The 21003-nt window shown below is 69.9% G+C and carries 16 protein-coding genes; 11 read left to right on the top strand and 5 right to left on the bottom strand.

What is annotated here, in order from left to right:
* Nucleotides 1-80: 80 nt before the first annotated feature.
* Genes G6N75_RS14630 through G6N75_RS14610 form a run of 5 tightly spaced genes read left to right on the top strand, consistent with a single transcriptional unit; the run spans nt 81 to nt 7592 of the window.
* Entirely contained in the window at nt 81-1469 is a 1389-nt protein-coding gene (locus tag G6N75_RS14630; protein WP_165349085.1) for a class II fumarate hydratase, read from the top strand.
* Nucleotides 1466-2086 carry a CoA pyrophosphatase gene (locus G6N75_RS14625; protein ID WP_165349084.1) on the top strand — a complete coding sequence of 207 codons (621 nt, stop codon included), beginning with the start codon at nt 1466-1468 and terminating at the stop codon, nt 2084-2086. Before G6N75_RS14630 ends, G6N75_RS14625 begins: the two co-directional genes overlap by 4 nt.
* On the top strand, nt 2083-2871 hold the full coding sequence (gene mazG, locus G6N75_RS14620) for a nucleoside triphosphate pyrophosphohydrolase (RefSeq protein ID WP_165349083.1): 789 nt from the start codon (nt 2083-2085) through the stop codon (nt 2869-2871). Before G6N75_RS14625 ends, mazG begins: the two co-directional genes overlap by 4 nt.
* Nucleotides 2861-6604, top strand: a complete 3744-nt coding sequence (gene hrpA, locus G6N75_RS14615) for an ATP-dependent RNA helicase HrpA (RefSeq protein WP_165349190.1) — start codon at nt 2861-2863, stop codon at nt 6602-6604. The genes mazG and hrpA overlap by 11 nt, the downstream gene beginning before the upstream one ends.
* Nucleotides 6605-6659: 55 nt before the next feature.
* Nucleotides 6660-7592: a DegV family protein gene (locus tag G6N75_RS14610; protein WP_165349082.1), complete on the top strand. Its 933-nt coding sequence runs from the start codon at nt 6660-6662 to the stop codon at nt 7590-7592.
* Here G6N75_RS14610 and G6N75_RS14605 read toward each other — a convergent pair.
* Nucleotides 7589-8380: a slipin family protein gene (locus tag G6N75_RS14605; protein WP_165349081.1), complete on the bottom strand. Its 792-nt coding sequence runs from the start codon at nt 8378-8380 to the stop codon at nt 7589-7591. The genes G6N75_RS14610 and G6N75_RS14605 overlap by 4 nt on opposite strands.
* 1 nt (nt 8381) lies before the next feature.
* Nucleotides 8382-9782, bottom strand: a complete 1401-nt coding sequence (locus tag G6N75_RS14600) for a nodulation protein NfeD (RefSeq protein WP_165349080.1) — start codon at nt 9780-9782, stop codon at nt 8382-8384.
* Nucleotides 9783-9868: 86 nt separating this feature from the next.
* Here G6N75_RS14600 and G6N75_RS14595 point away from each other — a divergent pair, with 86 nt between their 5' ends.
* Nucleotides 9869-10366 (top strand): asparaginase domain-containing protein, encoded by a 498-nt coding sequence (locus tag G6N75_RS14595; protein ID WP_165349079.1) that lies wholly within the window; start codon nt 9869-9871, stop codon nt 10364-10366.
* Here the strand turns inward: G6N75_RS14595 and G6N75_RS14590 are convergent, their stop codons facing one another.
* The gene (locus G6N75_RS14590; protein ID WP_165349078.1) at nt 10367-11884 is read right to left on the bottom strand and encodes an aldehyde dehydrogenase family protein; all 1518 of its coding nucleotides are present in this window, start codon (nt 11882-11884) and stop codon (nt 10367-10369) included.
* A gap of 2 nt (nt 11885-11886) precedes the next feature.
* Nucleotides 11887-13050, bottom strand: coding sequence for a saccharopine dehydrogenase NADP-binding domain-containing protein (locus tag G6N75_RS14585; protein ID WP_165349077.1), 1164 nt, complete (start codon nt 13048-13050; stop codon nt 11887-11889).
* 172 nt (nt 13051-13222) lie between these two features.
* On the opposite strand from G6N75_RS14585, the gene G6N75_RS14580 reads away from it, so the two are divergent.
* Nucleotides 13223-14575: a 3-deoxy-7-phosphoheptulonate synthase class II gene (locus G6N75_RS14580; protein ID WP_165349076.1), complete on the top strand. Its 1353-nt coding sequence runs from the start codon at nt 13223-13225 to the stop codon at nt 14573-14575.
* On the opposite strand, the gene G6N75_RS14575 is transcribed toward G6N75_RS14580, so the two are convergent.
* On the bottom strand, nt 14466-15146 hold the full coding sequence (locus G6N75_RS14575; RefSeq protein WP_206203140.1) for a pseudouridine synthase: 681 nt from the start codon (nt 15144-15146) through the stop codon (nt 14466-14468). The genes G6N75_RS14580 and G6N75_RS14575 overlap by 110 nt on opposite strands.
* Nucleotides 15147-15273: 127 nt before the next feature.
* Between G6N75_RS14575 and G6N75_RS14570 the strand changes: the two genes are divergently transcribed.
* The 4 genes from G6N75_RS14570 (at nt 15274) to G6N75_RS14555 (ending at nt 21002) form a co-directional block, all read left to right on the top strand.
* Nucleotides 15274-16383 (top strand): hypothetical protein, encoded by a 1110-nt coding sequence (locus tag G6N75_RS14570; RefSeq protein ID WP_165349074.1) that lies wholly within the window; start codon nt 15274-15276, stop codon nt 16381-16383.
* Nucleotides 16384-16555: 172 nt separating this feature from the next.
* Nucleotides 16556-18148, top strand: coding sequence for a malate synthase A (gene aceB, locus G6N75_RS14565; RefSeq protein WP_165349073.1), 1593 nt, complete (start codon nt 16556-16558; stop codon nt 18146-18148).
* Nucleotides 18149-18192: 44 nt separating this feature from the next.
* The gene (aceA, locus tag G6N75_RS14560; protein WP_165349072.1) at nt 18193-19470 is read left to right on the top strand and encodes an isocitrate lyase; all 1278 of its coding nucleotides are present in this window, start codon (nt 18193-18195) and stop codon (nt 19468-19470) included.
* Nucleotides 19471-19622: 152 nt separating this feature from the next.
* A complete protein-coding gene (locus G6N75_RS14555; RefSeq protein ID WP_165349071.1) occupies nt 19623-21002 on the top strand; it encodes an erythromycin esterase family protein in 1380 nt (459 codons plus the stop codon).
* Nucleotide 21003: the final 1 nt, after the last annotated feature.

Below are 21003 nucleotides of genomic sequence, written 5' to 3'. Positions count from 1 at the left end.
CTTTAGGGCGGAACTAAACCATTTTAAATCAAGTAAATATGCGGCGTTATTAACTCGTTATCTCAGCCTGGAGGAAGCGCATGAGCGCGCAGGACTATCGGATCGAAAAAGACAGCATGGGCGAGCTCAGGGTCCCGGTCGACGCCCTGTGGGGCGCACAGACGCAACGGGCCGTCGAGAACTTCCCCATCAGCGGGCGCCCCATGCCCTCCGGCTTCATTGCCGCGGTCGGCCTGGTGAAGTGGGCGGCGGCCGGCGCCAACGAGGAACTGGGACTGCTGGAGGCGTCGCTGGCGGCGGCGATCCGCGCGGCGGCGGACGAGGTCGTGGCGGGCCGGCACGATGCCCAGTTCCCGGTCGACGTCTTCCAGACGGGCTCGGGGACCAGTACCAACATGAATGCCAACGAGGTGATCGCCACGCTGGCCACCCGGGGGGCAGGCACGCCGGTGCATCCCAATGACCATGTGAACATGGGCCAGAGCAGCAACGACGTGATTCCCACCGCGATTCATGTCAGCGCGGCGCTGGCCGTGGAGCGTGAACTCGTCCCGGCGCTGGACCATCTGGCCGCCACCATCAGCAGCAAGGCGCAGGCCTGCCGCAGCATCGTCAAGACCGGGCGCACCCACCTGATGGATGCCATGCCCGTAAGGCTGGACCAGGAGCTGGGCGCCTGGGCGGCCCAGGTGCGCGGCGGAATCGCGCGGGTGCGCGCCACGCTGCCGCGGCTGACCGGACTCGCCCAGGGCGGAACCGCGGTCGGCACCGGCATCAACGCGCACCCCGACTTCGGGACGCGGTTCGCGGCCCAGCTCGCCGGGCGCACGGGCATCGACTTCCGGCCGAGCGAGGATTATTTCGAGAGCCTGAGCTGCCAGGACACGGCGGTGGAACTGTCGGGCCAGCTGAAAACGGTCGCCGTCAGCCTGATGAAGATCGCCAATGACCTGCGCTGGATGAACAGCGGCCCGCTGGCCGGCCTGGGCGAGATCGCGCTGCCGGCCCTGCAGCCGGGGTCGAGCATCATGCCTGGCAAGGTCAACCCGGTGATCCCGGAGGCAACCGCCATGGTCGCCGCCCAGGTGATCGGCAACGACGCCACCATCACGGTGGCCGGCCAGTCCGGCAGCTTCCAGCTCAACGTCATGCTGCCGGTCATCGCCGACCGCCTGCTCGACAGCATCGGGCTGCTGGCTGCGGTCGCGCGGGTGCTGGCGGACCGCGCCATCGCCGGTTTCACGGTCAACGAGGACAACCTGCGCGCCGCGCTCGAGCGCAACCCGATTCTCGTCACCGCGCTGAACCCGGTGATCGGCTACGAGCTCGGCGCCGCCACGGCGAAGAAGGCCTACGCCGAAGGGCGGCCGATCCGCGAGGTGGCGCTGGAAATGACCGACCTGGGCGAGGACGAACTCGCCCGGCTGCTGGATCCTGCCGGCCTCACGGAGGGCGGCATCCGCAAGTGAGGGAACTGATCGCCCGGTGCCTTGCCGATACCTGCCCGGCGCCGCCGGAGCACTACCGCATCCCGGGCGTGCCGGGCGACCTGCCGCCGGCGCTGGAGCGCCTGCGGCCGCGGCAGCTGGTGCCGGCGGCCGTACTGGTGCCCATCATCGAGCGGCCCGCCGGGCTGACGGTGCTGTTCACGGTCCGGGCGGCCGACCTGCGCCACCATGCCGGGCAGGTCAGTTTTCCGGGCGGCCGCCTCGACCCGGGGGATGCCGGTCCGCTGGCCGCCGCGCTGCGCGAGGCGCGGGAGGAGATCGGCCTCGACCCGGCGCTGGTGAACCCGGCCGGTTACCTGCCCAACTACATGACCATCACGGGTTACTCGGTGACGCCGGTGGTCGGTTTCGTCGCGCCGTCGTTCCAGCCGGTGCCGGATGCCAAGGAGGTGAGCGAAGCCTTCGAGGTCCCGCTCGATGCGCTGCTGGCGGAAGGCGGCATGCAGCTGCGGCACAAGCGTTTCATGGGCGTCCGGCTCCCGTTTTTCGAGATGCCCTGGGGCGAGCACCTGATCTGGGGCGCCACGGCCGCCATGCTGGTCAATTTCCGCGACATCCTCCGGGAGCGCGGCGCATGACCGCGATGCAGGAACTGCTGGCGGTGATGGCCCGGCTGCGAGATCCCGAGCGCGGCTGTCCCTGGGACCTGGAGCAGGACTTCTCGACCATTGCGCCGTACACCATCGAGGAAGCCTACGAGGTGGCGGACGCGATCGAGCGGGGCGATCTCGGCGACCTGCGCGACGAACTCGGAGACCTGCTGTTCCAGGTCGTGTTCCACGCCCGCCTGGCGGAAGAGCAGGGCGCCTTCGATTTCGCCGCCGTGGCCGCCGGCCTGGTCGACAAGATGAAACGGCGCCACCCGCACGTCTTCGGCGACGCCCAGGTGGCCGACGCCGCGGCCCAGACCGAGGCCTGGGAAGCGCACAAGGCGCGCGAACGCGCCGGGCGGCGCAGGGGCGCGCTGGACGATATCCCGGTCGGCCTCCCGGCCCTGGCGCGAGCCCAGAAGCTCGGCCGCCGCGCCGCTCGCGTCGGTTTCGACTGGCCTGACGCCGCCGCCGTGCTGGCCAAGCTCGACGAGGAGCGGGCGGAGCTGGCCGAAGCCATGGGCGCGGCCGACCGGGGGACCGCGGCCGTCGAAGAGGAACTCGGCGACCTGCTGTTCACCATGACCAACCTGGCCAGGCATCTCCAGGTCGATGCCGAGGGCGCCCTGCGCCGCGCGGCGGCCAAGTTCGAACGGCGATTCCGCGCCGTCGAGGCCCGACTGGCGGCCGCGGGACTCACGCCCGACGCTGTCGATGCCGCCACCCTGGAGCGGTTCTGGGAGGACGTGAAGGAGGCGGAAGCTGGGCGCTGAAGGCGGCGCCGGGGGCCTGGTCCCGCGCCTGGAATTCCCGCCGGAGCTGCCGGTCTCGGCCGAGCGCGAGCGCATCGCGGCGGCGCTCGAGAAGCGCCAGGTGGTCGTGGTCTGCGGCGCCACGGGCTCGGGCAAGACCACCCAGCTGCCGAAGATCTGCCTCGCGGGAGGCCGTGGCCGCGCGGGCATGATCGGCCACACGCAGCCCCGCCGCATCGCCGCCCGGGCGGTGGCCGCGCGGCTGGCGTCGGAGCTGGGCCCGGCCGGCCCGGCCCTGGTGGGCTGGCAGGTCCGGTTCACCGACCGGACGGGTCCCGATTGCCGCGTGAAACTGATGACCGACGGGATCCTGCTGGCGGAGACTCGCGGCGATCCATTGCTGCGCCGCTACGACACGCTGATCATCGACGAGGCGCACGAGCGCAGTCTCAATATCGACTTCCTGCTGGGCTACCTGAAGCAGTTGTTGCCGCGCCGGCCGGACCTGAAAGTCGTGATCACCTCGGCGACCATCGAGCCGCGCCGCTTCGCCGAGCATTTCGGCGGGGCGCCGGTGATCGAGGTCAGCGGGACCACTTTCCCGGTGGAAGTGCGCTATCGTCCGCCGGCGGACCCGGAAGAGGGTCGCATCCAGGACGCCGTGGTGGCGGCCGTCGACGAACTCGGCGCGGCGCCCGCGGCGGGCGGGATCGCCGGCGACGTCCTGGTCTTCCTGCCCGGCGAACGCGAGATTCGCGAGACCGCGGAGGCCCTGCGCAAGCATCATCCCCCCGGCACCGAGGTGCTGCCGCTGTACGGGCGCCTGTCCGCCGCCGAGCAGGACAAGGTGTTCCAGCCGCACGGGCGGCGCCGGATCGTGCTCGCGACCAACGTCGCGGAGACGTCGCTGACGGTGCCGGGCATCCGCGCCGTGATCGACTCGGGACTGGCCCGGATCAGCCGCTACAGCTACCGCTCCAAGATCCAGCGGTTGCAGGTCGAGCCGATCTCTCAGGCCAGCGCCTGGCAGCGCCGCGGGCGCTGTGGGCGCGAGGCCGAAGGCGTCTGCATCCGCCTTTACGCGGAAGACGACCACGAGGCGCGCCCGGAATACACCGACCCGGAGATCCGGCGCACCAACCTCGCCAGCGTCATCCTGCAGATGGAGACGCTGGGGCTCGGCAGCATCAGCGAGTTCCCGTTCCTCGACCCGCCCGACCGGCGCTTCGTCAACGACGGCTACCGCCTGCTGCGGGAGCTGGGCGCCGTCGACGAGCAGCGCCGCGTGACCCCGCTCGGCCGGCGCCTGGCCCGCCTGCCGGTCGATCCCAGGCTGGGCCGGATGCTGCTGGAGGCGGGCCGGCTGGGCTGCCTGACCGAAGTGCTGGTAATCGCCGCCGGCCTGTCGATCCAGGATCCCCGCGAACGCCCGGCGGAGGCGGCCGCCGCTGCCGATGAGCGGCATGCGGCCTGGCGCGACCCGCGCTCGGACTTTCTCACGCTGGTCAGGCTCTGGGAGGCATGGCAGGAGCGGCGCCGCCACGATTCCGGCAGCGCACAGCGGCGCTGGGCGCGGGAGCACTTCCTGTCGTTCCTGCGGCTGCGCGAATGGCAGGACGTGCACCGCCAGCTGCAGGAGCTCACCGGCCAGATGGGCCTGCGGCGCAACGAGGTCCCCGCCGACTACGCCGCCGTGCACCGGGCCATCCTCAGCGGCATGCTGTCCCATATCGGCCAGCTGGACGAGCGGGGCGAGTACCAGGGCCCGCGCAATCTCCGCTTCCGCCTGTTCCCGGATTCCAGCCTCGCGGCCAAGCCGCCGCGCTGGGTCGTGGCGGCGGCGCTGGTGGAGACCGGCCGCGTGTGGGGCCGGACGGCGGCGGCGGTCGAGCCGGCCTGGATCGAGTCCGCGGGGTCGCATCTCGTGCGCCGGAGCTGGTCCGATCCGCACTGGCAGGAAGCGCGGGGCTTCGTCGCCGCACGCGAGCAGGTGTCGCTCTATGGCCTGGTCCTGGCGGCCAGTCGCCGGGTCGACTTCGCCCGCGTCGATCCCGCCGGGGCGCGGGCGGTGTTCCTGCGCGACGCGCTGGCGGCGGGTGCCATTCGCACCCGCGGTGACTTCCTGGCGCACAACGAGGCCTTGCGCGCCGAGGTGCAGGCCATGGAAGCAAAGCTCCGCCGGCGTGAGCTGCTCGCCGGGGAGCCGGCGCTCGTCGCGTTCTACGCCGCCCGGGTGCCGGGCGAGATCAGCTCTGCCCCGGCCTTCGAGCGCTGGCGCAAGCGGGCCGAGCGGGCCGAGCCCCGCCTGCTCTACATGACGCTGAAGGACCTGTTGAGCGGCGCGCCCCTGCCGGCGCCGGGGGACTACCCGGACGTGCTGGAGGTCGACGGCAATCGCCTGCCGCTGCGCTATCGCTTCGACCCGGCGGCGGAGGACGACGGCGTTACCGTGCAGGTGCCCCGTCACCTGCTGGCGCTGCTGGAGGAGGCGCAGCTCGACTGGCTCGTGCCCGGCTGGCTCGAAGACAAGATCATCGCCATGCTGCGGGCCCTGCCCAAGGCCGCGCGCCGGCGGATCGTGCCCATCCCCGACCATGCGCGGAGTTGTCTCGCCCTGCTGCAACCCGGCCAAGGCCTGCTGCGGGCGGCGCTGGCCGAAGCCCTGCGGCGCGACGCCGGGCTCGAGGTGGCGCCGGAGACCTGGCGGGATCTCGACCTGGAGCCCTGGCTGAAGTTTCGGCTCGAGGTCGTCGGGACGGACGGGGACGTGCTCGGCGTCTCACGCGACCTGGGGGCGCTGCAGCGCCGCTTCGGCACCGGCTCGGGGCCGGTGGCGGATGCGGGCGGCAGCGGCTGGACCGGCGAGGGGCTCCGCCAGTGGAGTTTCGGGCCGATGCCGCCCGAGGCCAGCGTGCGGCGCGGGCAGACCGTGCAGCGCCTCTTCCCGGGTTTGCAGGACGACGGCAATGCGGTTTCGTGCCGGCTGTATCCCACCGCCGCGGCGGCGGCCGCGGCTCATCGCGGCGGCGTGCTGCGCCTCCTCATGCTGGCGCTGCCGCAGCAGCATCGCGAGCTGCTCAAGCGCGCCCGCGGCGACCGCCGCCTGATCCTGCGCGGCCGCGACCTGGCGCGGGGCGAGGACCTCGCCGAGGACCTGGTCAGCGCCGCTTTCAGTCGCGTGTTCCTGCCCGCGGGCAGCGAGCTGCCCCGGGACGAGGCCGGGTTCCGGGCCTGCCTGGACCAGGGCCGCGCGCGGCTCATGCCGGACGCCGAGCAGCTGCTGGCGCTGGCGACGGAAACCCTGGAACTTCACGACGAATGCCGGCGCCGGCTGGCGCAGGGGCTGACCGGCCCCGGGGCGCGCGAGGCCGCGGCCGATATCGAGGCGCAGCTCACCGCCCTGGTCTGTCCGGGCTTCCTCGCGGCCACCCCGCCGGAGCGGCTCGTCGAACTGCCGCGTTACCTGCGGGGCATCCTGATGCGCATGGACCGCCTGGCCCTGGGCAAGGGCGAGGCGCGCCAGGTGCTCGACCTCAAGCCGCATCGTGAGCGGCTGGCCGGGCAGGCGGAGACCCGCTGGGCTTCGGCCGAGGCGGCAGACGCCTTCCAACGCTACCGGTGGCTGGTGGAGGAATACCGGGTCCAGCTCTTCGCCCAGGCGCTGGGCGCGCGGGACAAGGTCTCGCACGCGCGGCTGGAGGCGCAGTGGCAACGGTGCCGCGAGCTGCAGGCGGGACTCCAGGCCGCGCATTGACGCCCGTCCGGCGTGGCCCTGACAATCCCCGCAGGCCCGCAAGTCGAAGCTCTTGATGCGCATCGGATTCGTCGTCGACGCCAGCTGTGACCTGCCGGACGCCTGTCTCGAACAGCACGGCGTGCGGGTATTGCCGAATGTGCTGGACCTCGGCGGCCGGACCTGGCTCGATGAACGGGACCCGGAGCAGACCATGCTGCTCTACCGGCGGTTCATCGCGGACCGCTCGGTGCCGGCCCGGGTGAACGCCGCCAGCGCCGGCGCAATCCGCGATATCTTCCTGCAGGAGTTGGTGCTGGATTACGACCGGGTACTGGTGCTGACCGCGGCGGACGAGTTGAGCCAGGTGCACGCGCACGCCACCGAGGCGTCGTACGGCATCCTGCAGGCGTACCGGGAGCGGCGCGACGAGGCGGAGCGCGCGGGCAACTTCGCGCTGCGAGTGCTGGACACGCGCACGCTCGCTGCCGGCGAAGGCATCGCCCTGGCCCGGGCGGTCCAGCTGCTGGAGGAGGGCGGCCTCGGCTTCGAGAAGATCCGGGGCACGCTGCGTGACGACCTGGGTCGCTTGCACTGCCTGCTGGTCCCCGGAGATCCCTGGTATCTCCGCCGCCGCGGCCTGGACGGGCGTGGCGGCGGCCTGGGTCGGGGCGACCACCTGCTGGCGGTAGCGTTCGGCGTGCGCCCCGTGATCGAGCTCAGGGGCGGCGTGCAACAGGTCGTGGCGCGTCCGCGGGGCTTCGGCGCAGCCTGCGCGCTGGCGCTCGGGCAGGCCAGGGAGGCGGTCGCGCGCGGGTTGGGCACGCCGACCCTGGTGCTGAGCATCGGCGGCGACCCGCGCCTGGTGCGCCAGATGGCGGCCTACCAGGAACTCGAGGCCGCGGCGGCCAGTGCCCGGCTCGACCTGCACCTCTCGGTCATGAGCGCCAGCGCCGGGGCCCGGCTGGGTCCCGGCGCGTTCTCGGTGGCCTGGCTGGACGCGGCCTAGGCGTCCCCGCCGTCCGGCGCGCCGGGCTCGCCCGGCTTGGTCGGGAGTCGCTGCAGCAACGGCGCCACCAGGTCGAGCGGCAACGGGAAGACGATGGTGTTGGTCTTTTCGCCGGCCACCTGGGCCAGCGTCTGCAGGTAACGGAGCTGCATGGCCTGCGGCTCGCGGGACAGTTTCTGGGCGGCCTCCAGCAGCTTCTGGGAGGCCTGCATCTCGCCCTCGGCGTGAATGACCTTGGCGCGTCGCGCCCGCTCGGCTTCCGCCTGCTGGGCAATCGCGCGCACCATGCTGGGTTCCAGGTCCACGTGCTTGATTTCCACGTTGGTGACCTTGATGCCCCAGTTGTCCGTCTGCTGGTCGAGGATCGCCTGGATATCCGTGTTGAGCTTGTCGCGTTCCGACAGCATCTCGTCGAGGTCGTGCTTGCCGAGGACCGAGCGCAGGGTCGTCTGGGCCAGCTGGCTGGTGGCGTCGAAGACATTCTCCACCTGGATGATGGCCCGCTCCGGATCGACGATGCGGAAATAGACCACCGCGTTGACCTTGACGGAGACGTTGTCCTGGGAGATCACGTCCTGCGTGGGCACGTCCATGACCACGATGCGCAGGTCGGTTTTCACCATCTGCTGGATCACCGGGATCACGATGATCAGGCCGGGCCCTTTTACCTTGTAGAACCGGCCCAGCTGGAAAATGACGCCGCGCTCGTATTCCTTCAGGATCTTGATCGCGCTCAAGAGGACCAGCGCGATACCGGCGATGAGCAGGGTGCCGAAATACTCGAACATGTCAGTTCTCCTTGGTTTCGTCGGGCTCGACTTCCAGGACCAGCCCCTTCATGCCGGTGACCCGCAGCGGCGCGCCCTGGTGTACCGGCTGCGCCGCATGGGCGTTCCAGATCTCGCCGTGCACCCGCACCTGGCCCGTGCCGCTGAAGTCGGCCATGGCGACGGCCGGCGCGCCCAGCATGTCCTCGCGCCCGCTGACGATGGGGCGGTTGCGGGCACGCACCGCGAACCAGACGATCGCCATTACGGCGCTGCCGCCCAGCAATGCGACCGAGCCGATCAACGCCATCGGGATGCCGAAGCCGGGCACGTCCGTGTCCATCAGGATGATCGAGCCGACCACGAAGGCAATGAGCCCGCCAATGCCGAGCGCGCCGAAGCTCGGCACGAAGATCTCCCCGATCATCAACAGTACGCCCAGCGCGATCAGCCCGAGCCCGGCATAGTTCACCGGCAGGACCTGGAAGGCGTACAGGGCCAGCAGCAGGCAGATGGCGCCGACCACGCCGGGCAGGATGGCGCCCGGGTTGTAGCCCTCGAAGATCAGGCCGTAGATGCCGGCCAGCAGCAGCATGTAGGCGACGGTCGGGCTCGTGATCACGGCCAGCAGCTCGGTCCGCCAGTCCGGTTCCTTGCGCTCCACCGCCAGGCCCGCCGTGTCGAGCTGGATGTCGCCGAGCTCGGTGGAGACGGTCCGGCCGTCCAGTGCCGCCAGCAGTTCGCCCATGTCCGCGGCCACGAAGTCGATGACGTTTTCCTCGACCGCGCGCTCGGCGGTGAGGCTGGCCGATTCGCGCACGGCTTTCTCGGCCCAGTCCGCGTTGCGGCCGCGCCGCTCGGCCAGGCCCCGGATGTAGGCGACCGCGTCGTTGACGGCCTTGGCCTCCGGCCCGCCCTGCATGGGCGGCGCCTCGCCGGCGGACTCCTCGCCGGACGCTTCCGGCTCGGCCGCGGGCTGCTCGGCGGGAGCCGCGGGCTGCTGCCCACCGCCGACCGGCACCGGGGTCGCCGCGCCGAGGTTGGTCGCCGGCGCCATGGCCGCCACGTGGCTGGCCATCAGGATGTAGGTGCCGGCGCTGGCGGCCCGCGAGCCGCTCGGCGCCACCCAGCTCACTACCGGGACCGGAGAACTGAGGATTGCCTTGATGATGTCGCGCATGGCGGTGTCGAGGCCGCCTGGCGTGTCCATCTGGATGATGATCAGCCTGGCGTTGTCCGCGGCGCCCTGTTCGATGCCGCGCACCACGTAGTTGCTGGTCGCCGGGCCGATCGGGCCCATGATTTCGAGCAGCACGGCCTGGCCGCCGGTGCCGGCGGTGCGCGCCCCTTCATCCGCCTGGCTGAGCGCTGCGAGCGCGACCAGGAACAGCAGGCAGGCCACCATGGCGCGGAAAGTTCTCATGTTCTCCATGTTAACCACAGGGCGGGGAGGGCGCCATATGCCGGGCGGCGATATACTTGCCGCCCGCCCGCTCCCCCGGCATCGACATGGCAGACAACCGGATCGTCGTCCTCACCACCGGCGGCACCATCGACAAGGTCTATTTCGACGACATGAGCCGCTTCGAGGTGGGCGAGACCGTGGTCGGGAAGATCCTGCGCGAGGGCGGCGTGACGTTCGATTTCGAGGTCGTGCCGCTGATGCGCAAGGACAGCCTGCAGCTGACCGATGCGGACCGGGCCGCCATCCGGGCGGCGGTGCAGGTACGCGAGGAGTCGCGGGTCATCGTCACCCACGGCACGGACACCATGGTGGACACGGCGCGGGCCCTGGCCGACGTGCCCGGCAAGACCATCGTGATGACCGGTGCGCTCAGCCCGGCGCGCTTCCAGGCCTCCGACGCGGTGTTCAACATCGGCATGGCGGTGGCGGCGGTCCAGGCCTGCCCGCCCGGCGTCTGGATCGCCATGAGCGGGCAGGTCTTCCCCTGGGACCATGTGCGCAAGAATCGCGGCCGCAACCGCTTCGAGCGCACCGACGACTGATCAGTCCAGCTCGAACTTGATGCCCTGCGCGAGCGGCAGCTCGTGGCTGAAGTTGATGGTGTTGGTCTGCCGCCGCATGTAGGCCTTCCACGCGTCCGAGCCGGCCTCCCGGCCGCCCCCGGTCTCCTTCTCGCCGCCGAAGGCGCCGCCGATCTCGGCCCCGGAGGTGCCGATGTTGACGTTGGCGATGCCGCAATCGCTGCCGGTCGCCGCCAGGAAGCGCTCGGCCGCCTGCAGGTCGTCGGTGAAGATGGCCGAAGACAGGCCCTGGCGGACCGAGTTGTTGAGCGCGACCGCCTCGTCGAAGTGGTGGTAGGGAATCAGGTACAGGATCGGGGCGAAGGTCTCTTCCTGCACCACGTCCCACTCGTTGCTCGCCTTGACGATGGTCGGCTGGACGAAGTGACCTTTGCGGTCGATGACGTGGCCGCCGGTCAGCACCCGGCCGCCGCGGGCGATGACGCGTTCCAGCGCCCGCTCGTAGTGCACGACGGCGGCGCTGTCGATCAGCGGCCCCATCAGGGTGCCCGAATCCAGCGGATCGCCGACCTTGACCTGCTCGTAGGCGTACACCAGCCGGTGCGCGAGCTCGTCGAACATCTTGTAGTGGACCAGCACGCGCCGCGTCGAGGTGCAGCGCTGCCCGGCCGTGCCGACGGCGCCGAACACGATCGCGGGGACGGCCAGCTCCAGGTTGGCCTTCTCGTCGACGATGATGGCGTTGTTGCCGCCCAGCTCGAGCAGCGAGCGGCCCATGCGCGCCGCCACGCGCTCGCCCACCTTCCGGCCCACGGGCGTGGAGCCGGTGAACGACACCAGGTCGACCCGCGGATCGTCGACGAAGGCCTCGGCCAGGGCGACGTCGCTCTCGACGAAGACGTTGAAGATCGGCGGGAAGTCACCTGCGCGCAACGCCTCGTTGCAGATCTTCTGCACGGCGATGGCGCACAGCGGCGTCTTGGGGGATGGCTTCCAGATGCACACGTCGCCGCAGACGGCGGCGATGAAAGCGTTCCAGCTCCAGACCGCGACCGGGAAATTGAAGGCGCTGATGATGCCGACGACGCCGAGCGGGTGCCATTGCTCGTACATCCGGTGGCCGGGCCGCTCCGAGTGCATGGTGCGGCCATAGAGCATGCGCGACTGGCCCACGGCGAAGTCGGCGATATCGATCATTTCCTGGACTTCGCCGTCGCCCTCGGCCTTGATCTTGCCCATCTCCAGGCTCACCAGGCTGCCCAGGGCGTCCTTGTGGCGGCGCAGGGCTTCGGCGCACAACCGGACCGCTTCGCCCCGGTGCGGCGCGGGCATGGCGCGCCACAGGTGGAACGCCTCGCGCGCGGCGCCGATGATTTCCTCGTACTCGTCCGCCGAGGCGGTGCGCACGCCGGCGATCCGCTCGCCAGTGGCGGGGTTCACGGATTCGATGGTCTTGCCCTGGCCGGCGAGTTCGCGGCCGCCCGCCCAGGCGCCGGAGTTCTCGTCCTCCAGGCCGAGGCTTTGCAGGATCTCGTGCATCTTCAGTCTCCCTTTGCGCGCTGGTGGCCCACGGCCCCAGTCGCGATCATGCGGGCCGACACCTCGTAGGTGCCGCCGTGTGCGTAGTAGCGCCCGAAGCGGTTATCGAGCACGTCCTTCAGCTTGAAACTCTCCTGGGTGACGAACCCCCGGTGTGTCCCGGGGTTGCTGAGCACCAGGTCGGTGATGGCGCAGACGCCCGCCGCCGTCGTGACCTGGATGGCGGACCACAGCCGGCCCGCGATGACCTGCGGATAGATCTTGTTGACGTAGTTCTCCTCGCGCAGCTCGCCGTCCTGCCGCCCGACGACCGAGACATAGACGATTACGACGTCCTGCAGCGTGCGCGGCACGGCGTTCTCGAGGATCCGCTTGAGCGTGTCGCGGTCGTGGTTCAGCTTCAGCCCGTTCATCAGCAGCCGCATCTGGCTGCAATGGCCGGGATAGCGCATGGTCTTGTAGTTCATCTTGCGCACGCGTCCCTGCCATGAGTCCGCCAGCGAGCCGAGGCCGCCCGAGGTGTTGAACGCCTCGTACCTGGTGCCGTCGATCTCGATCTCCTCCAGGCCCTCCAGCGGCAGCACGCGGATGATCGCGCCGTCTTCGACGGCCTCGCACATGTTGCCGTACTCGTTGATCAGGCCGTCGGTAGACCAGGTCAGCGAGTACTTCAGCACGTTGTTGGGATGCTGGGGCAGGGCGCCCACCCGCAGCTTGACGGTGCGCAGCTCCTGGAAATGCTGCGCGAGCTCGTTGGCCGCGATGCTGACGAAGCCCGGCGCCAGGCCGCACTGCGGCGCGAACGCGGTCGTGGCCCCGTCGGCGATGGTGCGCACCTGCTCGGTGACGGCGACGTCCTCGGTCAGGTCGAAGTAATGCATGCCGTGCGCCCGGCAGGCCTCGGCCACCGGCACGTTGCAGAAATAGGGCAGGCCGGAGATCACGGCGTCGGCCGGGTGCGCCTCGAGGTGGGCCTCCAGCGCGGCGCGGTCGGTGGCGTCGAGGCCGAAGGCGCGGACGTTGGGCAGGCCGTGCGCCTTCACCACGGCGGCGGCGGCGGCGGCGTCGACGTCCGCCAGGTCGATGTGGTAATCCCCTGATTCGGCCAGCAGGCCGGAAATCAGGGCCCCGATCTTGCCGGCCCCGAGAACGAGAACTCGATGCATGTATGGCTCCCAGACTGGGCCGGCCGTGGCCGGACCCGGGTGTCGAATGAGCCCGCGGCAGGGCGCGGGCTCGCGCAGGTTTCCAATTATCGCGGCTCAGCCTGCGGGGCGCCAGCCGTACCGTGCCGAAAGAGGCTTTTGCACTGCGACATAAAACCGTTAGGATTGCCGCATGATTGCAGATCCAGCCAGGCCCGAATGGCGCCCCGACAGCTGGCAGGGCATGCGCGCCACCCAGCAGCCCGCCTATCCCGACGCCGCCGCGCTGCGGGTCGTGGTCGAGCGGCTCTCCCGCCTGCCGCCGCTGGTGGTGTCATGGGAGGTCGAGGCGCTGCAGAAACAGATCGCCCGGGCGCAACGGGGTGAGGCCTTCCTGCTCCAGGGCGGCGACTGCGCCGAGAATTTCGGCGACTGCAATTCCGACCAGATCGCGCGCAAGCTGAAGATCCTGCTCCAGGTGAGCGTCGTGTTGCTGCACAGCCTGAAGCGGCCGGTGATCCGGGTGGGCCGCATGGCTGGGCAGTACGCCAAGCCGCGCTCGGCCGACACCGAGACCCGCGACGGCGTCACGCTGCCGAGTTACCGCGGCGACCTGGTGAACCGGGTCGGCTTCACGCCGGAGGACCGCACGCCCGACCCGGAGCTGATGCTCGAGGGCTACCACCGGGCGGCCCTGACCCTCAACTTCGTGCGCGCGCTCGCCGAGGGCGGCTTTGCCGACCTGCATCACCCCGAGTACTGGGACATCGGCTTCGCCACGGCAACGCCTTTCGAGCAGGCTTACAAGCGCATCATCAAGAGCATCACGGACTCGATGGACTTCTTCGAGTTCATCTCGGGCCAGCCGGTTTCCCGGACCCGGCGCATCGATTTCTACGCCTCCCACGAGGGGCTGCACCTGCTCTATGAGCAGGCCCAGACGCGCTTCATCCAGCGCTGGGGCCGCTGGTACAACCTGTCCACGCATTTTCCCTGGATCGGGATGCGCACGGCCCAGGTGGACGGCGCGCACGTGGAGTATTTCCGCGGCATCGCCAACCCGGTCGCGGTGAAGATCAGCGCGGGCATGAGCAACGAGTGGCTCGAGGCGCTGATCGACGCCTTGAACCCCCGCGACGAGCCCGGTCGCCTGACCCTGATCCATCGCTTCGGGTCGGGCAGCATCGCCGAGCACCTGCCGCGCATGATCGAGGCCGTGCAGGCCAAGGGCGCCACGGTGCTCTGGGTCTGCGACCCGATGCACGGCAACACCGAGACCACGGCCAGCGGCATCAAGACCCGCAGCTTCGACCGCATCCTCTCCGAGGTCGAGCAAGCTTTCCGCATCCACGAGGAAATGGGCAGCTACCTGGGCGGCGTGCACTTCGAGCTGACCGGCGACGACGTCACCGAGTGCATCGGCGGCGCCCGCGGGCTCAACGAGGCCGACCTCGAGCGCGCCTACCTGTCGCAGGTCGATCCGCGGCTGAACTACGAGCAGGCCCTCGAGCTCGCGATGCGGATCGCGGAGCTGCGCGGCCGCTGAGCCAGTCCGGCGGCGGCTGCGCCTCGCGCCACTGGCCCGGCTCGAGCCCCTCCAGCCCAAACGGGCCCACGCCCACCCGCACCAGCCGCAGGGTCGGATGGCCGACGGCGGCGGTCATGCGCCGGACCTGCCGGTTGCGCCCCTCGCGGATCGCCAGCTCGAGCCAGCTGTCGGGGATGTGGCGCCGGGCCCGGATCGGCGGGTCGCGCGGCCAGAGTGCCGGCGGCGCCAAGCGCCGGACGCGCGCCGGCAGGGTCGGGCCGTCAGCCAGCGCGACCCCGCGGCGCAGGGCCTCGAGCGCGTCTTCCTGCGGAAGCCCCTCCACCTGGACCCAGTAGGTCTTCCACTGGCGCTGGCGCGGCTGGCTGAGCCAGGCCTGCAGCGCGCCGTCGTCGGTCAGCAGCAGGAGCCCCTCGCTGTCGTAGTCGAGCCGGCCGGCGGGATAGACCGCCGGGACGTCGATGAAATCGGCCAGCGTCGCCTTATGGCCCGACGGGCTGAACTGGCTCAGCACCCGGTAGGGCTTGTTGAACAGGAGCAGGCGGGTTTCAGGCGGTTTCCGATCTGGCATGATGCAGCGCTGGCGGGGCCGTGACTGGCCGGACCCGGCCATCATGCCGTTCCGGCCCGGGAACTGCCATGAGCGGGGCGCGGTCTTTCAAGCTATGCCCCCAGGCTCGACGAAAAGAGGAATTGCCGTGCTGCGCGCGCTTGTTTTGTCACTGCTCCTGACTGCCTCCGTGACCGCGACGGCGGCCGTGCGGTTCGCCGAATGGACGCCCGAGACCATCGGCGCCGTGATGGCCCGGGCGACGGCGGCCGACAGCTACATCATGGTGGTCATCACCCAGCCGGACTGGTGCCCCGGCTGTATCCAGCTCGACAACGAGCTGCTGCGGAATCCGCAGGCTGCGGGGATTGCCGCGCTGACGGCCGACTGGCAGGTGCTGGAAATCCTCGGCTACGACGAGCCGGACGCGAGCTTCCTGGCCGCCCAGGGCCTGGGCTTCCTCGGCACGCCCACGACGCTGTTGCTGCGGCCCGCGCCGGGTGACCAGCGCCTCGGGGACGCGCGCCAGGTCGCGGCCATCGTCGGCTACCCGGACGATTACGAGGACCGGTTGCGGCAGGCGGCGGCGGGGTATGACGGGATCATGGCGGCCCAGGCGGCCGTGCGCGAGCAGAATGACGTCGCGGCGCTCGAGACTCTGGCCCAGGCCTACCTGGCGGCCGGCCAGGCCGATCCGGCCCGCCGGGTGTTCCAGAGCCTGCTGCTGCGTGACGAGCTCTCGCCGGAGCAGCGGCTGGAGATTTCCCTGCGCGCGATCCTGCAGCCGACCCAGCGGATCGAGAATGACCATGCCCGGGTGCTCCGCGAACTGGCGGAGTGGGCCGGGCAGTACCCGGCGGGCACGGGGCGCCAGGACTACATGTACGCCAAGGCCTGGGCCCTGCTGGCCACGGGCCAGCAGGCGGCGGCGCAAGCCTACATCGGCGAGGTTTACGGCGGCAGCATGGACGCGGACACGGTGGCCCAGTACCTCTACCTGGCTTTCCGCGAGCCGACCGGCACCCTGCTGGTGCCCGCCGAGGCGCGCGCCCGGGCAGCGGTCGAGGAGTTCCCCGAACAGGCAGCCCGCTTTCACTCTGCGCACGGCCGCCTGTTGCGGCGCATGGGCCGCCTGGCCGAGGCGGAACAGGCCTTCGCCTCGGCAGTGGCCGCGGCCGGGCCGGAGCACCCGAGCCTCGGGACTTATCGCGGGCAACTGGAGTTCGTGCGCCGCGAACTGGCGGCCGCCGGCAGCTGATCCAGCCGGGGTTCAGGGACGAGGGGGCGGCGCTGCTTTTTTTGCATTGCCCGTGGCCGCGAACTAATATGACGCAGTGCAGAAATTATCTGGCGGCAGCGCATCTGCTGGCGCCACGAGGGCCGCTATCGCGCGGCCCGGTCCTCGACGGCCTGGAAGCAGAAGGACAGCCATGACCACGACCGCCCCCGACTACCAGATCCTCGGCCCCGTCCGTCCCGGCTACGAGGCCATTCTCTCGCCCGATGCCATGGCCTTCCTCGCCGAGCTCGCCGCCCGGTTCGGGCCGCGCGTCGAGGAGCTGCTGGCCCGGCGCAGCGCGCGCCAGGCCGAGATCGACCGCGGCCAGCTGCCCGATTTCCTGCCCGAGACCGCCGACATCCGCATGGGCGACTGGCGGGTCGGCGAGATCCCGGCCGACCTGCAGGACCGCCGCGTCGAGATCACCGGTCCCGTCGACCGCAAGATGATCATCAACGCCCTGAACTCCGGCGCGAAGGTCTTCATGGCGGACTTCGAAGACTCCATGACGCCCGCCTGGGACAACCTGCTGCCGGGCCAGATCGCCCTGCGCGACGCCGTGGCCCGCACCATTTCTTTCACCTCGCCCGAGGGCAAGGAATACAAGCTCAAGGACGAGGTCGCGACCCTGTTCGTGCGGCCGCGCGGCTGGCACCTGTACGAGAAGCATGTCGAAGTCGCGGGCCGGCAGGTGCCGGGCGGGCTGTTCGATTTCGGGCTGTACCTGTTCCATAACGCGGCGGCCACGGCGAAGATCGGGTCGGGGCCGTATTTCTACCTGCCGAAGCTGGAAAGCCACCTCGAGGCCCGGCTCTGGGCCGAGGTGTTCCGTTACGCCGAGGACGCGCTCGGCCTGGCCCGGGGCACCATCAAGTGCACCGTGCTGATCGAGACTATCCTGGCGGCGTTCGAGATCGACGAGATTCTCTACGAGCTGCGCGAGCATATCGTCGGCCTCAACTGCGGCCGCTGGGACTACATCTTCAGTTTCATCAAGAAATTCCAGGAATACCCGGAGTTCACCCTGCCGGACCGGCACCAGGTCACCATGGCCACACACTTCCTGCGCTCGTATTCGCAGCTGGTCATCAAGACCTGCCATCGCCGCGGCGCCCTGGCAATCGGCGGCATGGCCGCCCAGATCCCGATCAAGGGCGACCCCGAAGCGAACGAGGAGGCGCTCGCCAAGGTGCGTGCCGACAAGGAGCGCGAGGCCGGCGACGGCCACGACGGCACCTGGGTGGCGCACCCCGGGCTGGTGCCGGTGGCGATGGAGATCTTCGACCGCCACATGCCGGCACCCAACCAGCTGGACAAGCTGCGGGAAGACGTGCACGTCACGGCGGCCGACCTGCTGCGGATGCCCGAGGGCGAGATCACCGAGGCGGGACTGCGCAGCAATATCTCGGTCGGCATCCAGTACATGGCGGCGTGGCTCGGCGGCAACGGCTGCGTCCCGCTGTACAACCTGATGGAGGACGCGGCGACCGCAGAGATCGCGCGGGCGCAGATCTGGCAGTGGATCAAGCACCCGCAGGGCGTGCTCGACGACGGGCGCAAGGTGACTTTTGCCCTGTATGAAAAGCTGCGCGACGAAGAGATGGCCAAGATCAGGGATGAAGTGGGCGCGGAGCGATTCGCCTCGGGCCACTACGCCGAGGCCGCCAAGCTGCTCGACCGAATCACGGTCGAGGAGCGCTGCATGGATTTCCTGACGCTGGTGGCCTACGAGGCCATCGACTGAGGGGTTTTAGGGGTTAACCGGGACATCACACAGAGGAACACGCGATGACACGCCTGTCGGCAGAAGCACTGAAGAAGGACTGGGAAGAGAATCCGCGCTGGAAGGGCATTACGCGGCCCTATGGCGTCGAGGATGTCGTGAGGCTCCGCGGCACCGTGGACATCGAGTACTCGCTGGCCCGCCAGGGCGCCGAGAAGCTCTGGAAGTACCTCCACGAGAAGCCCTTCGTGAACGCCCTCGGCGCGCTCACCGGCAACCAGGCGATGCAGCAGGTGAAGGCCGGCCTGAACGCGATTTATCTTTCCGGCTGGCAGGTGGCGGGCGACGCCAACCTCGCCGGCGAGATGTACCCGGACCAGTCGCTGTACCCGGCGAACTCGGTCCCGGCGGTGGTTCGCCGCATCAACCGCACGCTGTTGCGGGCCGACCAGATCTACCACGCCGAGGGCAACGACAGCATCGACTGGCTCCAGCCCATCGTCGCGGATGCCGAGGCCGGCTTCGGCGGCGTGCTCAACGCCTTCGAGCTGATGAAGGACATGATCGACGCCGGCGCCTCCGGCGTGCACTTCGAGGACCAGCTGTCGTCCGCCAAGAAATGCGGGCACATGGGCGGCAAGGTGCTGGTGCCGACCAGCGAGGCCGTCAGCAAGCTGGCGGCGGCGCGTCTCGCGGCCGACGTCTGCGGCGTGCCGACCCTGCTGGTGGCGCGCACCGACGCCGACGCGGCCAACCTGCTGACCTCGGATATCGACGAGCGCGACCATCCCTTCATCACCGGTGAGCGCACTTCCGAGGGCTTCTTCCGGGTGAATGCCGGTATCGACCAGGCCATCGCCCGCGGGCTGGCCTACGCGCCCCTGGCCGACCTGATCTGGTGCGAGACTTCCGTGCCCGACCTCGCGATGGCGAAGAAGTTTGCCGAGGCGATGCACAAGGAGTTCCCGGGCCAGATGCTGGCCTACAACTGCTCGCCGTCGTTCAACTGGAAGCGGCACCTCGACGACGCCACCATCGCCAAGTTCCAGAAGGAACTCGCGGCCATGGGCTACAAGTTCCAGTTCATCACCCTGGCCGGCTTCCATGCGCTGAACTACAGCATGTTCACACTGGCGAAGGGCTACAAGGAAAGCCAGATGAAGGCCTACGTCGAGCTGCAGGAAGCGGAGTTCGCCAGCGAGAAGGACGGCTACACGGCCACCAAGCACCAGCGCGAAGTCGGCGCCGGCTACTTCGACGCCGTCACCCAGGTCGTCACGGCAGGCCAGTCGTCGCTCAGCGCGCTGGCCGGTTCCACCGAGGAGGAACAGTTCCACGGCTGAGGCCTGGCGCATCGCCCGCCGACCGGGCCCCGGCAGCGCTGCTGCCGGGGCCCTTTTGCTGGTGGCGGGCGGGCGCCGCATTGCAGGGCTGCGGGATCTTTCCTATACCAAAGGCAGTAGTGGCCCAGGGAAAAGACGGAGTCCCCCCAGCCATGACGGATCGAGTCGCCCACCCCGGCAGGGGCCGGCGGGCCTTATGCACGGAAGCGCGCTGGCGGCGGCCGCCGTTCGACACGCCGGGCCTCATTGCCGCGGCCGCGATTCCGCTGCCCGAGCCGAAGGACCCTGAATTCGGGCCGTTGTTCGACCGGTTTGCCGACCGGCGGATCGTACTGCTGGGCGAATCGAGCCATGGCACAGCCGAGTTTTACCAGGCCCGCGCCGCCATCACGCGCCGGCTGGTGGAGGCGCACGGCTTCACGATCGTGGCCGCCGAGGCGGACTGGCCCGATGCGGCCGCGATCGATCGCTATGTACGGCATCGCCCCTTCGAGGCCGGATCGCCACCGCCGTTCCAGCGTTTCCCCACCTGGATGTGGCGCAACCTGGAGTTCGAGACGTTCATGGAGTGGTTGCGCCGCCACAACGGGCGGCTCGCCGAGCATGACGCGCGCGCCGGTTTCTACGGCCTCGATATCTACAACATGAACGCTTCCGTCGCGGCGGTGCTGCAGTACCTCGATCGCGTGGACCCGGCGGCGGCGGCCGTGGCGCGAACCCGCTATGGCTGCCTGACGCCCTGGCAGAGCGACCCGGCGACATACGGCCGGGCGGCGCTGGCTTCCGGTTTCGGAAAATGTGAAGGGGAGGTCGTCGACCAGCTGCGTGACCTGCTGGAGCGCCGGCTCGAATACGTGGCGCAGGACGGCGACAGCTTTCTCGATGCCACCCAGAACGCCCGGCTGGTGGCTGCCGCCGAGCGCTACTACCGCGTCATGTACTACGGCGGGGCCGAGTCCTGGAACCTGCGTGATACCCACATGTTCGAGACCCTCGGCCATCTCCTGGAAGCGCGCGGGCCGCAAGCCAGGGCCGTGGTGTGGGCGCACAATTCGCACATCGGCGACGCCCGCTATACCGACATGGGCGCGGCTCGCGGCCAGCTGAATATCGGCCAGCTGTGTCGCCAGCGCTGGGGCGACCAGGTCGCGCTGGTCGGTTTCGGCACCCACGCGGGAACGGTGGCGGCTGCCACCGACTGGGACGACGAAGTGGAGATCAAGCGCGTCCGGCCGTCCCTGGCGGAGAGCAGCGAACGCCTGTGCCACGATGCCGCGATCGGGCGCTTTCTCCTGGACCTGCGCCCGGGCGTCAACGAGCAGTTACGCCGCGCGCTCATGCAACCGCGCCTGCAGCGTTTCATCGGGGTCATCTACCGGCCCGAGAGCGAGCGCCTGAGTCACTATTCCGAGACGATCCTGGCCCGCCAGTACGATGCTTTCGCCTGGTTCGACCAGACCTCTGCCGTGACCCCGCTGGGAGACCAGCACCCGCGGCCGGGGGCGCCCGACACCTATCCGTTCGGGTTATAGG

The organism is Thioalkalivibrio sp. XN8, assembly GCF_011058255.1.
In the GTDB taxonomy this organism is placed as follows: domain Bacteria; phylum Pseudomonadota; class Gammaproteobacteria; order Steroidobacterales; family XN24; genus XN24.
This window is presented reverse-complemented; position numbering and strand designations above follow the sequence as displayed.

Coding starts and splice junctions, on each gene's coding strand:
- G6N75_RS14600 (WP_165349080.1), bottom strand. CDS start 9,782: ATGAGAACTTTCCGCGCCATGGTGGCCTGCCTGCTGTTCCTGGTCGCG.
- G6N75_RS14590 (WP_165349078.1), bottom strand. CDS start 11,884: ATGCACGAGATCCTGCAAAGCCTCGGCCTGGAGGACGAGAACTCCGGC.
- G6N75_RS14595 (WP_165349079.1), top strand. CDS start 9,869: ATGGCAGACAACCGGATCGTCGTCCTCACCACCGGCGGCACCATCGAC.
- mazG (WP_165349083.1), top strand. CDS start 2,083: ATGACCGCGATGCAGGAACTGCTGGCGGTGATGGCCCGGCTGCGAGAT.
- G6N75_RS14575 (WP_206203140.1), bottom strand. CDS start 15,146: ATGCCAGATCGGAAACCGCCTGAAACCCGCCTGCTCCTGTTCAACAAG.
- G6N75_RS14605 (WP_165349081.1), bottom strand. CDS start 8,380: ATGTTCGAGTATTTCGGCACCCTGCTCATCGCCGGTATCGCGCTGGTC.
- G6N75_RS14555 (WP_165349071.1), top strand. CDS start 19,623: ATGACGGATCGAGTCGCCCACCCCGGCAGGGGCCGGCGGGCCTTATGC.
- G6N75_RS14610 (WP_165349082.1), top strand. CDS start 6,660: ATGCGCATCGGATTCGTCGTCGACGCCAGCTGTGACCTGCCGGACGCC.
- G6N75_RS14580 (WP_165349076.1), top strand. CDS start 13,223: ATGATTGCAGATCCAGCCAGGCCCGAATGGCGCCCCGACAGCTGGCAG.
- aceB (WP_165349073.1), top strand. CDS start 16,556: ATGACCACGACCGCCCCCGACTACCAGATCCTCGGCCCCGTCCGTCCC.
- G6N75_RS14630 (WP_165349085.1), top strand. CDS start 81: ATGAGCGCGCAGGACTATCGGATCGAAAAAGACAGCATGGGCGAGCTC.
- G6N75_RS14585 (WP_165349077.1), bottom strand. CDS start 13,050: ATGCATCGAGTTCTCGTTCTCGGGGCCGGCAAGATCGGGGCCCTGATT.
- aceA (WP_165349072.1), top strand. CDS start 18,193: ATGACACGCCTGTCGGCAGAAGCACTGAAGAAGGACTGGGAAGAGAAT.